Here is a 12,769-nt window from a genome sequence, read left to right on the forward strand (position 1 = left end):
CCCCCTGCGCCCGACCCCTGCTGCGAGGAACCCGCCCCCGATGACCGGCCACGCCGCGCTCCCGCCCGAGGACCCGACACCCCCGGACGGCATCCCCACCCCACCGACCGGCCTCCCGGCCGCCCCGGCCGAGTCGGCGCAGTCGGCAGGGGGCGCCGGGGGCGCCGGGGGCGCCGGTGCGGACGAGCCGACATGGCCGGAACCGGCCGGACCGACCGCTCCCGCGGAGGCGGTCCGCACCGCGACCCCGCGCCGGCTGCACGCGGTCCCCGACGCCTACCCGACGGTGGTCACCGGCGTCCGGACCGGCGCGTTCGGCCGACCCATCGGCAAGCACCGCCCGACGGCGCTGCACCGGCTCGTCGAGGCCGCGCGGGTGCTCACCGGCGGGCTGATCGTGCTCACCCTGGGGGTGGTCGCGGCGCCCGTCGTCCTGGGGGCGGTCGGGCCGGGGGTGGGCGTGATGGTGGGCCACGTCGCCGGGGCGTTGGTGGCGCTCGCCGCGACGGGGCTCGCGGCGTGGCGGCGGACCCCGGTGTGGGCGGCGACCGTGGCGGCCCTCGTCGTCCCCGTGGACGTCCTGGTGGTGCTGGCCCTGTTCTGGTGGCGATAGGTGCGCTTCGCGCTCGTGAGCACTAATCCGTGCTATTGGGCGGATCAGTGCTCTCGAGCACGGAGTGCACCTCACCGAGCCCCGCCGCCACCTCCGCGAACGACGTCGACAGCGGCGCCAGCCCGACCCGGATGCCGTCGGGTGCACGGAAGTCCGGGATGACGCCCCGGCGCCAGCACTCCGCGACCACCGCCCCCGCCGCCGGGTGGCGCAGCGTCACGTGGCCGCCCCGGCGCGCCGGGTCCCGGGGCGAGGCGATCTCGATCCCCACCGCGTCCGCGATCTCCACCGCGAACGCCGTGAGCGCCTCGGACTTCGCGCGCACCGCGCCGATCCCAGCCTCGGCGTAGAGGTCCAGCCCCACCCGAAGCGGCACGAGCGCGAGCACCGGCGGCGTCCCGGAGAGAAAGCGCCGCACCCCTGCGGCCGGGACGTAGCCCGCGGCCATCGCGAACTGGTCCCGGCGTCCGAACCAGCCCTGCACCGGCTGGTGGAGCACCTCGTGGTGGCGGGCCGCGACGTAGGCGAACGCCGGCGAGCCGGGCCCGCCCCCGAGGTACTTGTAGGTGCACCCGACGGCGAGGTCGGCGCCCCAGGCGTCGAGGGTCACCGGGACCGAGCCCACCGCGTGGCAGAGGTCCCAGCACACGAGCGCGCCCGCGTCGTGGACCACCCGCGTGATCGCCGCGCCGTCGGCCAGGTACCCGGAGCGGTAGGCGACGTGGGAGAGCACGACGAGGGCCGTGCGCGGCCCCACCACCTGCGCCACCTGCTCGGCCGACACCCCTCCCCCGGGGTCGGTGGGGATCCAGCGCAGCGTGCGGCCGGTCTCGGCGGCGATGCCCTCGAGCAGGTACCGGTCGGTGGGGAAGTCGTCGTCGGACAGCACGATCTCGTCGCGCCCGGCAGGCGCCGCGTCGACGGCGGAGCGGGCGAGCTTGTAGAGCCACACGCTCGTCGAGTCGCCCAGCAGCGTCTGGCCGGGCGCGGCGCCGAGCAGCAGCCCGCCGAGTCGGTCGCCCAGTGCCTCCGGCAGCTCCACCCATCCCTCGTCCCAGCTGCGGATCAGCCGGGCGCCCCAGTCGTGCTCGGCGAACCCCGCGAGCGCCTCCCCGGTGATCCGCAGCGGGCGGCCCAGGGAGTTGCCGTCGAAGTAGGCGAGCACGTCGCCGGAGAGCACGAACCGGTCCCGCAGCGCGCGCAGCGGGTCGGCGGCGTCGAGCTCCGCGGCGCGCGCGGCGAAACCGGCGAGCCCGACCGGACCGGCGCTGCCGGGTGCGGTCACGCCGCGTCCCCGACGTGCTTCTCCCGCGCCAGGGCCTCCCGCGCGGTCGGCCCGTGCCGCCAGCTCTCCGGCAGCGCCAGCACGGCGCTGCGCAGCCCGCGCACCGCGAGGCCCGCGGCGAGGTCGGTCGTCGGCAGGCCGGGGAGCCCGTGCATGCGGCGGGCCCAGCGGGGCTGCAGCGCGAACCCGAGGGTGGCGATCGCGGTCCACGCGGGCCGGGCGGGGGTGGTGAGCTGGACGCGGGTGGGCATCGGCGGCGCGAGCAGCCGCAGGACAGCGTGCCGGCTGGTGGCCGAGGCGCGCAGCTCGGGGCGCACCGCCTCGAAGTAGTCGGCCACCTCCGCACGGCTGGCCGGGACGTCGGTCGCGCCCAGCAGCTCCGCGGCCCGGACCTGCTCGGCGAGGAACCGGTCGGCGTCGGCGTCGGAGAGCCCGGTCCCGGCCCGGCGGACGGCGTCGAGGAACCCCCACACCTCGGTCACGTGGACCCAGCGCAGCAGGTCCGGGTCGGACGCGCGGTAGGGCAGCCCGGTGACGGGGTCCACCCCGTGGACGTGCTCGTGCCCCGCGCGGACCTTGGCGGCGATCGCGTCGACCCGGTCGCGGGGGGAGAACGTCACCGTCATCACGTACTCGGCGGTGCGCGAGAGACGCGGCCAGAACGCCGTCGAGAAGTCGGAGTGCTCGGCGACGCCCGCCATCGCGCGGGGGTGCAGGGCCTGCACGAACAGCGCCGCGAGCCCGCCGGCGCCCGCCGCCGGGTCCGCCATCACCGTCCACGTCGCGCTGCCGGGGCCGAAGTACCCGAGCTCCGGATCCGCGGGGAGTGCCGTCATGCCTCCAGCGTGTCCTCGCGCAGCCAGGTGCGCCACGTGGGGAGGAGGACGTCGAGCAGGCCCCGCGGGTTCTCGACGTTCGGGGTGTGCGCGGCGCCGGGCACGGCCGCGAACTCGGCCTCGAGCCGGTCGGCCATCGTGCGCTGGGTGGTGACCGGCCAGGCGTCGTCGTGCATCCCGCACACCACGAGGGTCGCGAGGCGGCGGCCCCGCACTGCGGCGACGAGCTCGGGCACCCGGTCGGGCTCGCTGCGCAGCGCGTCGCCCATCCCGAGGAGCGCCGCCGGCGACGACGTGGCGAGACGGTGCCGCAGGAAGGCGGCGACGGCGGGGTCGGCGGCCTCCCAGTCCCCGGCCTCCTCGCGCAGCGCGACGACGGCGTCCAGACCGCGGCGGCGCAGCACCGGCTCGAGGACGTCGAGGCGGGTCCGCCGCGGCCCCATCGGCAGCTCGCCGGGACCGGAGCCCATGAGCGTGAGCCCGCGGGCGGGCGCGCCCGCGAGGACGGCGGCACGCGCGACGAGCCCGCCGTAGGAGTGGCCGAGCAGCAGGACCGTCCGGCCGGCGGCGGCCTCGGCACGCACCAGGTCGCCGACGAGGACCCCGAGTGGACCGGGCCGGTGGTCGAGCTCCCCGGGCAGTCCCGGCGATTCGTACTGGCCCGGCAGGTCGAGCGCGAGCACCCCGATCCCGGCGGCCACGATCGGGTCGATCAGCGGAGCGAAGTCCTCCTTGGAGCCGGAGTAGCCCGGGACCAGGACGGCGACCGCGTCCCACGGCTCGTCCTCCCCGCGGGGCCTGGCCTCGGCCCGCAGCGCGGCCACCGGACCCGCCGGGCCCGCGAGGTCCACCCGGGCGGCCTGGTGCGGGGTCAGCTGGGCGGTGCCGGATCCGGACCCGGGCGCCTCGTCGACGTGGACCGGGAGGGGTTCACGCGCCGGGGTCACACCGGGAGTCTGCCAAACCCCGGGCCGGTCGCGGTGGGGATGCGCTCCGCTCAGCGCGGGGGCCGCAGGCCCACCACGGTCACGCCGCGCTGCTCGACGACAGTGGTGCCGACCACCTCGACGCCCACCGGGCCCGGCGGGTCGGCCCCGCGGTCCACGGGGATCGTCGGGCGGGGCGTACCGGTCGCGCCGTCGACGACGGCGAGGCCGCCCGGGACGGGCACGAGCACCGTCGTCGGGGCCCCGAGCACGTCCGAGGAGACCGCGGCCCCGGGGCCGAGCGTGTTCGGCAGCGTCCAGCGCGGCAGGAGGGTGGACGGGTCGAGCCCGACCGTCGCGGTGCCGGTCCACCACAGGAGGACCGGGCCGGCGAGCCGGACGCCGGTCTGCTGGCCCGGCGGGTCGGTGCCGGTCTCCTGCGCGGCCCGCGCGACCGGGCCCACGGCCGGGCCGAGCGCCGCGGTGCCGATCGGCGTGCCCGCCCCGTCGTAGATGCGCAGGGTGCCGTCGGGCGCCTCGAGCGCGGTGCGGTCGTTCGCGACGGCGACGAGACGCCCGCCGCTCACCCCGGAGAGCACGCTGAAGCGGTCCTCGGGCTTGTCGTACTCGGCGGGGCTGTCGGTCATCACCGACAGCCGGTCCGAGGTCTCGCCGGGGCAGCGCTCCAGCACCGCGACCGCGTCGGCGCCCGCCGCGACCGAGGACCGGGGGCAGCTCGCGCGCGGCTCGGGGGTCGACTGCACGGGCGTGGGCAGTGCGCCGTACTCGAGGGTGGCGACGAGGTCGTCGCGCCAGACCTCCAGGTAGTCCCGGCCGGTGGCGACGACGTGGGAGCCGTCTGCCAGCAGCCGCGTCCCGGGCCGGACGTCGGCGCTGCGGCTCGGGCCGCGCTGCCCGGTGGAGGGGTCGATCGTCGCGACGTCGCTGCAGAAGGTGCCCAGCGGCGATGTCGTGCGGTAGAGCGCGATCACCTCGCCGAACCCGCTGCCGAGGGTGCACAGCGGCTCGGGCCGCCGGTACTCCCACGCCGGCGCGCCGGTGACGGCGTCCAGGCCGGTGACGACGCCGCTGCCGTCGGGGTCGTCGCGCCCGACGGCCACCGCGGGGCCCTGCGCGGTCGGCCCGCCGAGCAGGTGCGCGCCGGGCGGCGCCCCGACCGGGTCGGCCGCCCGCCAGACCGGGACCAGCGCCGTCGGCACCGGTCCGGTGGATGCCGGCGCGAGCGGTGGCGTCGCGGGACGCAGACTCGTCGCGGACTCGTCGCCCACGCGCAGCACGAGGACGGTCCCGACGACGGCCGCGACCACGATGAGCACGATCGCCACCAGGTCGACACGACGGCGCCGTTCCGCCGGCGGCCACCAGACCGCGCGGCGGTCCGCGCGGCCCGGGCCCTCGTGCCGGTCCGGCCCGGCGGGCCCGTCCGGACCGTCGTGCGCATCCGGACCGTCGTGCCGGTCAGGCGCGTCGTCCTCCCCGGCCGGGCGGCTCGGGGTGCGCCGCCCGCTCGGGGCCGTCACCGCGTGCTCAGTCCTCGCCCGCGCCGTTCGCCGCGACGGCGGCCGACTCGGGGGTGGCGGACTCGCCGGCGCCCCGGCCGCCGCGCCCCCGGCGACGACGGCGCCGCGGCCGCGAGCGCCCCTCACCGTCGGCGTCACCGGACGCCTCGGTCGCCGTGTCGCCGGCCTCGGCCGACCCGGCCTCCCCGGCGTCATCCGAGCCGGCCGCGTCGGCGCCGGGCCCGGAGACGACCTCGCCGCCCCGGCGGCGGGTCCGCGAGCGCGAGCGGCGCTTGCGGGCGGGAGCGGCGTCGTCCTCGGCGACGCTCGTCGGGGACTCGTCGTCCTCGTCCTCCTCCTCGGCGGGCCGGCGACGGCGCGCCACCCGGCCCGTCGCGTCGTCGGGGATGCCGAGGTCGCGATGGAGGTGCGGCGAGTTCGAGTAGGTCTCCGGCGGCTCCGGCGCGCCCAGCCCGAGGTCGTCGGAGATCAGCTTCCACTTCGGGAGGTCGTCCCAGTCGACCAGCGTGATCGCGATGCCGGTCTTGCCCGCGCGGCCGGTGCGCCCGATGCGGTGGATGTAGGTCTTCGCGTCGTCGGGGCACTGGTAGTTGATGACATGGGTGACGCCGGTGACGTCGATGCCGCGCGCGGCGACGTCGGTGCACACCAGCACGTCGATGCGCCCGGTGCGGAACGCCTTCAGCGCGTGCTCGCGCGCGCCCTGACCGAGGTCGCCGTGCACCGCGCCGACCTTGAAGCCGCGCTCGGCGAGCTCCTCGGAGACCTTGCTGGCGGTGCGCTTGGTGCGGGTGAACACCATCGTCGGCCCGCGGTCGGTGGCCTGGAGCGTGCGGGCGAGGATCTCCACCTTGTCCAGCGCGTGGGCGCGGAAGACGAACTGCGCGGTGCGCTCGCCGATGGCGCTGGCGTCGACCTGCTCGGCGCGGATGTGCGTCGGCTGGGTCAGGAACGTGCGGGCCAGCGTGATGATCGGGCCCGGCATGGTGGCCGAGAAGAGCATCGTCTGGCGGGTGGCGGGCAGCATGCCGAGGATTCGCTCGACGTCGGGCAGGAAGCCCAGGTCGAGCATCTCGTCGGCCTCGTCGAGGACCAGCCCGCCGATCTTGGCGAGGACCAGGTGGCCTTGCTGGGCGAGGTCGAGCAGCCGGCCGGGCGTGCCGACGACGAGCTCGACGCCCGACTGCAACGCCGCGATCTGCTGCTCGTAGGGGCGGCCGCCGTAGATCGAGACGACGCGGGTGCCGAGGCCCTTCGAGGCGCCCTCGAGGTCCTTCGCGACCTGCAGGCACAGCTCGCGGGTGGGGACGACGACGAGCGCGCGCGGCGTCCCGTCCTCGTTCGGGGTGCCGAGGCGCTGCAGCAGCGGGACGCCGAAGCCCAGCGTCTTGCCGGTGCCGGTGCGCGCCTGGCCGATGACGTCCTCGCCGGCGAGCGCCAGCGGCAGCGTCAGCTCCTGGATGGCGAAGGTGCGCTCGATGCCGTTGGCGGCGAGCGCCTCGACGATCTCGGGGGCGACGCCCAGCTCGGCGAACGTCGGCGAGGCGGCCGACGACGTCGTGGTCGCCACGGCCTCGGTCGAGACCTCGTCGGCGGGTTCGGGATCGGGGGTGGTGTCGGTGTTCAGCGGTCTGCCTTCCTCGCGGCTCGTGCACGCGAGGTGAGCCGGCTGGCTCGACCGCCTCTCCCGGTCCCGGGCTTCGGTGTCCGGTCGGGAAGGCGACGTCGTCTCCGACGTCACCCCGGGGCGGGAGAGCCGACGAGGCGCCCGCGCGCTGGATGCTTCCCGTGGCGGTCGGATGGAACGGTTCCACCGGGCGACACGTCCGCGGGAGGCCGGAGCCGGCGACGGACGGTGCGTGGGGGAGCGGCCCCGTTCGGGGCCACATCGGTCGAGTGGGGGTGTCACCGGCTCGGACCAATCGTGATGATACCCGCACGGAGGCCGCGAGGGCAGCACGGCAGGGGGGTGTGGCGCCTAGGGTGCACCGTCGTGACCGGTGCGGTGTCCTCTGACGACGGGTCGACGGCCCTGCTGGGGCTCGTGGCCTACGGCGAGCTCTCGGCGTTCTCCCAGCTCGCCGCGGACGCCCAGCGCTCCCCGGACCTCGGGGGTCGCGCCGAGCTCGCGACCCTCGCCGCCGTCGAGATGGACCACTACGTGCGGGTGCGCGACCACCTCGCCGACCGCGGGGTCGACGTACTCGACGCCATGGGCCCCTTCGTCGCCCGGGTCGACGCGCTGATGCGCTCGGTCGGGGCCCGCGACTGGCCCGAGGCCCTGGTCGCGACCGCGCTCGGCCGCGGGCTCGTCACCGATCTGCAGGCCGAGGCGCTCGAGGGGCTCTCCGGCGACGAGGCCACGCTGGTCCGCGAGGTGATCGACGCCCCCGGGCACGGGGCGTTCGTGGAGGCCCGCATCCGGGAGGCGTGCGCCGACCCGCAGGTCCACGCGCGGCTCTCGATGTGGGCGCGCCGGCTGCTCGGGGAGGCGCTCGCGGCGGTCGTGGCCGCGTTCGACGCGCACCCGGGGCTCGCGGCGGTGGTGGAGGGCTCGTCCGAGGGTGGGGGCGAGGAGGCGGCCGCGGTGCGCGCCGCCGTCCTCAAGCGGCTGAAGTCACAGCACAACAAGCGCGTGTCGGCGCTCGGGCTGTAGCGCCGTTCGCCCTGCGCGGACGCCGGTGGTGGGCGGCCCGCCCCGGTCGGCGTTCTGGACTAGCCTGCGCGGGCGCACCGGTCGTCGTGAAGGTGACGGCCGGGGGAAGTCGAAGCAGACCGGAGGGTCGCGTGGAGGTCAAGATCGGCGTCGCGGACAGCCCGCGCGAGCTGGTGGTCTCGAGCGGGCAGACGCCCGACGAGGTGGCGGAGCTCGTCGACGGCGCGCTCTCGGGCTCGAGCGGCACGCTGTCGCTCGAGGACGACAAGGGGCGGCGCTACCTCATCCCGTCCACCCGCATCGCCTACGTGGAGATCGCCCCGGCCGAGGTGCGCCGGGTCGGGTTCGGCGTAGGAGGCTGACGCCTTGTGAGCACTTTCGGTGGCTATGGCGACCGAAAGTGCTCACAAGCCGGAGGCACCTACTCGTGGCGGGGGAACCCGCCGATGCCGCGCCACGCCAGCGTCGACATGAGCGCGATCGCGTCCTCGCGCGGCGGCTGCAGCCCCGCGTCGAGCCAGTAGCGCGCCGCCGTCGTCGACAGCCCGACGAGCCCGACGGCCAGCAGCCGCGCCCGCTCCGGCTCCAGCCCGGCGTCGGCGGTGACGACCTCGGTGACCGCGTCGATGCAGTCCGAGGTGGCCCGGTCGACGATCTCGGCGATCTCGGGCGTCGCGCGGGTGTCGGTCTCGAACACCAGGCGCATCGCGCCGTCGCGGGACGAGACGACGTCGAAGTACGCCTGCACCGCGGCGTGCACGCGGGCCTTGTTGTCGGTGGTCGAGCGCATCGCCGCCCGGACCGTGCGCACCATCTCGTTGGCCGCGGACTCCACCAGCGCGCGGTAGAGGTCGAGCTTGCCCGGGAAGTGCTGGTACAGCACGGGCTTGCTGACGCCCGCCCGCTCGGCGATCTCGTCCATCGCCGCCGCGTGGTAGCCCTGCGCGCCGAAGACGGCCCGCGCCGCCGCCAGCAGCTGGGCCCGCCGCTGGGAGCGCGACATCCGCGGACGACCCCCTGCCGAGGGCGCCACCGCACCGGTCTCGCTCATCGGTCCGCCTCCCGCTCGTCGCCCGAGGATCGGCGCGCGGTCCCACCGCCCGACGCACGATCCCCGACCGTTCGACCCTACCTACCGCCCCCCGCGTCCGCGTCGGTCACACGCAGTTCCGTCCTTGTTGCCCTCCGGACATGTGCGGGTCGGTCTCGCGTCATCTCGTGGACACCTGCATGCTGTTCCGGTGACGATCACGGTGACCCGGGGTGGCCGCCCCGCGGCCGGCGGGTGGTCGCGGCCCCCGCGCCGGCGGTCGCCCGCGCCCGCGGAACCGGCGCGCGAGGCCCCGCTGGCCCCCGTCGAGGCCCTCGGCCCGCTCGGTGACCCCACCCCGCACTGGCCGGGTCGGCACGTCGACCTCGGCGGCACGAACCTGCACGTCCGCGAGACGCCGCGGCGTCCCGGCGCCGCGCACGACGACACCGTGGTCTACGTCCACGGCCTCGGCGGCTCCTCGACCAACTGGACCGACCTCGCCGCCACGCTGTCCTCGCGTTGGCACGGCTCCGCCGTCGACCTCCCCGGGTTCGGCCGCACCGAGCCGCTCCCCACGCGCGACTACTCGCTGCGCGCCCACGCCGACACCGTCGCGGCGTTCCTGCGCACCCTCGACGGCCCGGTGCACCTGGTCGGCAACTCCCTCGGTGGCGCGGCGTCGATCGCCGTCGCCGCGGACCACCCCTCGCTGGTGCGCACGTTGACGCTCGTGAGCCCGGCGGTCCCGGACCTGCGTCCCGCCCCGGCCCGGCTCGGCGACGGGAAGATGGCGCTGGCCGCGATCCCGCTGCTCGGCGCCCGGACCCGTCGCGAGCTCGCCGCCGAGGACGCCGGGACACGGCTGCGCCGCACGATGCGGCTCTGCTACGCCGACCCGGGCTGCGTCAGCGAGGCGGCGTTCACCCAGGCCGCGGCCGAGGCGGCGGAGCGGCTCGACCTGCCGTGGGTGGCCGAGGCGATGCAGCGCTCCTTCGGCGGGCTCGTCGGTACCTGGTTCGCCCGCGGTGCCGGGTCGCTGTGGGCGACCGCGGCGCGCGTCGCCTGCCCGACGCTCGTCGTGTGGGGGGAGCGCGACCGGCTCATCTCGGTGCGCAAGGCCCGGCGGACGGTCGCGACGATGCCGCGCGCGCGGCTGCTGCGCCTGCCCGACGTCGGGCACGTGGCCCAGATGGAGACCCCGCTCACCGTCGGCCGCGCGGTCCTCGGGATGGCCGACGCGGTCGCCGACGGTCGCTGGGACGCGGAGCGGTCGGCGCCCGGGGTGTGTGGGACCGTCCCCGGGTGACCGGATCGTCCCGTCGCCCTCGGTCGGGATCGCGCCACCGCGGCGCGCCGCTCGTGGCGTCGTGGGACCCCCGCCCGCCCACGCCGGAGAGCGCGGGACCGGAGCGTGCGGGCCGCCGCGTCCCCGTCGCGGCGCTGGCGGTCGTGCTGCTGGCGCTCACCGGCTTCGTGCTCGCGCGCACCCTCCTCGCCGGGGACGACGTCGCCGACGTGCGCCCGGCCGCGGAGGGACCCGTCGTCGGGGAGGCGCCGTCCGGCGGTGACCTCACCGACGCCGCGCTTCCCACCGTCCCGACCGCCGAGCTGCCCGCCGGGGGCGACTTCCCGGTATCCGGCCGCGGCACGTGGCGGGTGGTCCCCGGGACGACGCCGCAGGTCGGGGCCGGCCGGGTGTTCACCTACACCGTCGAGATCGAGGACGGCGCGACGCTCGCCGAGGGCGACCACGCCTTCGGCACCGCCGTCGCGGCAACCCTCGACGACCCCCGCAGCTGGGTGGGCTCGGGGCAGATCGCGCTCCGCCGCGTCGACGCGTCGGCGGGCGTGGTGCCCGACTTCCGCGTGAGCCTCACCTCACAGCTGACCACGCGCGCGCAGTGCGGCTACCAGATCCGCTACGAGGCCTCGTGCTGGAAGTCCGACGCGGGCCGGGTGCTCATCAACGGTGCCCGCTGGGTCCGCGGCGCCGGGGCGTTCGAGGGCCAGCTCGGGCTCTACCGGCAGTACGCGATGAACCACGAGGTCGGCCACGTCTTCCGCAACCCCCACGTGCCCTGCGGCGGCAACGGCGACCTGGCGCCGGTGATGATGCAGCAGAGCTTCGGCGTGTCCGACGACTACCTCGCGCAGCTCACCGACTCGAGCCCGCAGGGCGTGGAGATCCCCCGCGACGGCAAGGTGTGCCGGCCGAACGCCTGGCCCTTCCCAGTCGGGGGTCCGGTACCGCGCTGAGCCCGCGCCCCGGCCGCCCGCATGCATGCCAGGAACGGCACATTCCTGGCGTCCGACGCCAGGACGGCGCCGTTCACCCGTGGGCGGGACGGAGCTTCCGAGGCCAGGAACGGCACATTCCTGGCGTCCGACGCCAGAGCGCCGCCGTTCGCCCATGGCAGGGTCGGGCCAGGCCCACCACGCCCCCTATCGGCGTGCTGCCCCGGTCCTGTCGGGAACACGCATCGACCGCGTGGGGTTGAATCGCGACAGCAGTCTGTCGAAGGAGCTGAACGCGCGATGGCATCCCTGCCGCCCCTGGTGGAACCGGCCGCCGAGCTGACCAAGGAGGAGGTCGCCCGCTACTCGCGGCACCTGATCATCCCGGACGTCGGCGTCGAGGGTCAGAAGCGGCTCAAGAACGCGAAGGTCCTGGTCGTGGGCGCCGGTGGCCTCGGCAGCCCCGCGCTGCTCTACCTGGCCGCGGCCGGCGTCGGGACGCTCGGCGTCGTCGACTTCGACGTCGTCGACGAGTCGAACCTGCAGCGCCAGGTCATCCACGGCCAGTCCGACATCGGGAAGTCGAAGGCGCAGTCGGCCAAGGAGTCGATCGCCGAGACGAACCCGTTCGTCACCGTGAACCTGCACGAGACGCCGCTGGACTCGTCGAACGCGCTCGACATCTTCCGCGACTACGACCTCATCCTCGACGGCACCGACAACTTCGCCACCCGCTACCTGGTAAACGACGCCGCGGTGCTGCTCGGCAAGCCCTACGTCTGGGGCTCGATCTTCCGCTTCGAGGGCCAGGTCTCGGTGTTCTGGGAGGACGCCCCGAACGGGCAGGGCCTCAACTACCGGCACCTCTACCCCCAGCCCCCGCCGCCGGGCATGGTCCCCTCGTGCGCCGAGGGCGGTGTGCTGGGCGTGCTCTGCGCCTCGATCGGGTCGATCATGGTGACCGAGGCGATCAAGCTGATCACCGGCATCGGCGACACCCTGCTCGGCCGGCTCATGGTCTACGACGCCCTGGACATGGAGTACCGCCAGGTCAAGATCCGTCGTGACCCGAACGCCACCGAGGTCACCGAGCTCATCGACTACGACGCGTTCTGCGGCACCGTCTCCGACGACGCGCAGTCCGCGGCGGCCGGGCACACCATCACGGCGGTGGAGCTCAAGGAGAAGATCGACGCGGGCGACAAGTTCGAGCTGATCGACGTCCGCGAGCCGCACGAGTGGGAGATCGTCCGCATCCCGGGCGCGAAGCTCATCCCCAAGGACAAGATCCTCTCCGGAGAGGCGTTCGCGGAGATCCCGCAGGACCGCCAGACGATCCTCTACTGCAAGTCCGGCGTCCGCTCCGCCGAGGCGCTGTCGGCCCTGCAGAAGGCCGGGTTCTCCAACGCCGTGCACGTCGGCGGCGGGGTGACCGGCTGGGCCCAGCAGGTGGACACCTCCCTGCCGACGTACTAGGTGCCGCAGGCATGTGAGCACTTTCCGGGGCCATAGCCCCGGAAAGTGCTCACATGCGCGCAGCGCACCTGTGGTGCACGGCACCACCGGACGACGCTGCGTAACACGTTCATCCCTCGCACGGATGACCCTCAGGACAGCAATGTCACACTGAGGACACGATCGCCG

The 12,769-nt window shown here is 75.7% G+C and carries 12 protein-coding genes; 6 read left to right on the forward strand and 6 right to left on the reverse strand.

Annotation, left to right across the window (positions count from 1 at the left end; genetic code table 11):
- Positions 1 to 40: 40 nt before the first annotated feature.
- On the forward strand, positions 41 to 613 hold the full coding sequence (locus tag VGH76_RS20325; RefSeq protein ID WP_331558535.1) for a hypothetical protein: 573 nt from the start codon (positions 41 to 43) through the stop codon (positions 611 to 613).
- Between the two features lie 22 nt (positions 614 to 635).
- Here the strand turns inward: VGH76_RS20325 and VGH76_RS20330 are convergent, their stop codons facing one another.
- The 5 genes from VGH76_RS20330 to VGH76_RS20350 all read right to left on the reverse strand — a co-directional run bounded on the left by VGH76_RS20330 (position 636) and on the right by VGH76_RS20350 (position 6,771).
- A complete protein-coding gene (locus VGH76_RS20330) occupies positions 636 to 1,898 on the reverse strand; it encodes a kynureninase (RefSeq protein ID WP_331558536.1) in 1,263 nt (420 codons plus the stop codon).
- Entirely contained in the window at positions 1,895 to 2,734 is an 840-nt protein-coding gene (locus tag VGH76_RS20335) for an oxygenase MpaB family protein (RefSeq protein ID WP_331558537.1), read from the reverse strand. Before VGH76_RS20335 ends, VGH76_RS20330 begins: the two co-directional genes overlap by 4 nt.
- Positions 2,731 to 3,585, reverse strand: a complete 855-nt coding sequence (locus VGH76_RS20340; protein ID WP_414637768.1) for an alpha/beta fold hydrolase — start codon at positions 3,583 to 3,585, stop codon at positions 2,731 to 2,733. The genes VGH76_RS20335 and VGH76_RS20340 overlap by 4 nt, the downstream gene beginning before the upstream one ends.
- A 146-nt stretch (positions 3,586 to 3,731) precedes the next feature.
- Entirely contained in the window at positions 3,732 to 5,201 is a 1,470-nt protein-coding gene (locus VGH76_RS20345; protein WP_331558539.1) for a hypothetical protein, read from the reverse strand.
- Positions 5,202 to 5,208: 7 nt separating this feature from the next.
- Complete coding sequence (locus tag VGH76_RS20350; RefSeq protein ID WP_331558540.1) at positions 5,209 to 6,771, reverse strand: DEAD/DEAH box helicase; 1,563 nt, start codon at positions 6,769 to 6,771, stop codon at positions 5,209 to 5,211.
- A gap of 423 nt (positions 6,772 to 7,194) precedes the next feature.
- On the opposite strand from VGH76_RS20350, the gene VGH76_RS20355 reads away from it, so the two are divergent.
- Both VGH76_RS20355 and VGH76_RS20360 read left to right on the forward strand, forming a co-directional pair.
- Entirely contained in the window at positions 7,195 to 7,857 is a 663-nt protein-coding gene (locus VGH76_RS20355; protein ID WP_331558541.1) for a ferritin-like fold-containing protein, read from the forward strand.
- Between the two features lie 131 nt (positions 7,858 to 7,988).
- On the forward strand, positions 7,989 to 8,219 hold the full coding sequence (locus VGH76_RS20360; protein ID WP_331558542.1) for a DUF3107 domain-containing protein: 231 nt from the start codon (positions 7,989 to 7,991) through the stop codon (positions 8,217 to 8,219).
- Positions 8,220 to 8,278: 59 nt separating this feature from the next.
- On the opposite strand, the gene VGH76_RS20365 is transcribed toward VGH76_RS20360, so the two are convergent.
- A complete protein-coding gene (locus VGH76_RS20365) occupies positions 8,279 to 8,908 on the reverse strand; it encodes a TetR/AcrR family transcriptional regulator (RefSeq protein ID WP_331558543.1) in 630 nt (209 codons plus the stop codon).
- A 190-nt stretch (positions 8,909 to 9,098) separates the two neighbouring features.
- On the opposite strand from VGH76_RS20365, the gene VGH76_RS20370 reads away from it, so the two are divergent.
- From VGH76_RS20370 to moeZ, 3 genes are all read left to right on the forward strand, one after another.
- Positions 9,099 to 10,196, forward strand: coding sequence for an alpha/beta fold hydrolase (locus VGH76_RS20370; RefSeq protein ID WP_331558544.1), 1,098 nt, complete (start codon positions 9,099 to 9,101; stop codon positions 10,194 to 10,196).
- Positions 10,193 to 11,146, forward strand: coding sequence for a DUF3152 domain-containing protein (locus VGH76_RS20375; RefSeq protein WP_331558545.1), 954 nt, complete (start codon positions 10,193 to 10,195; stop codon positions 11,144 to 11,146). The genes VGH76_RS20370 and VGH76_RS20375 overlap by 4 nt, the downstream gene beginning before the upstream one ends.
- A 279-nt stretch (positions 11,147 to 11,425) precedes the next feature.
- Positions 11,426 to 12,601: an adenylyltransferase/sulfurtransferase MoeZ gene (moeZ, locus tag VGH76_RS20380; protein ID WP_331558546.1), complete on the forward strand. Its 1,176-nt coding sequence runs from the start codon at positions 11,426 to 11,428 to the stop codon at positions 12,599 to 12,601.
- The last annotated feature ends 168 nt before the right edge of the window (positions 12,602 to 12,769 follow it).

The organism is Actinomycetospora sp., assembly GCF_036497585.1.
Classification (GTDB): Bacteria; Actinomycetota; Actinomycetes; order Mycobacteriales; family Pseudonocardiaceae; genus Actinomycetospora.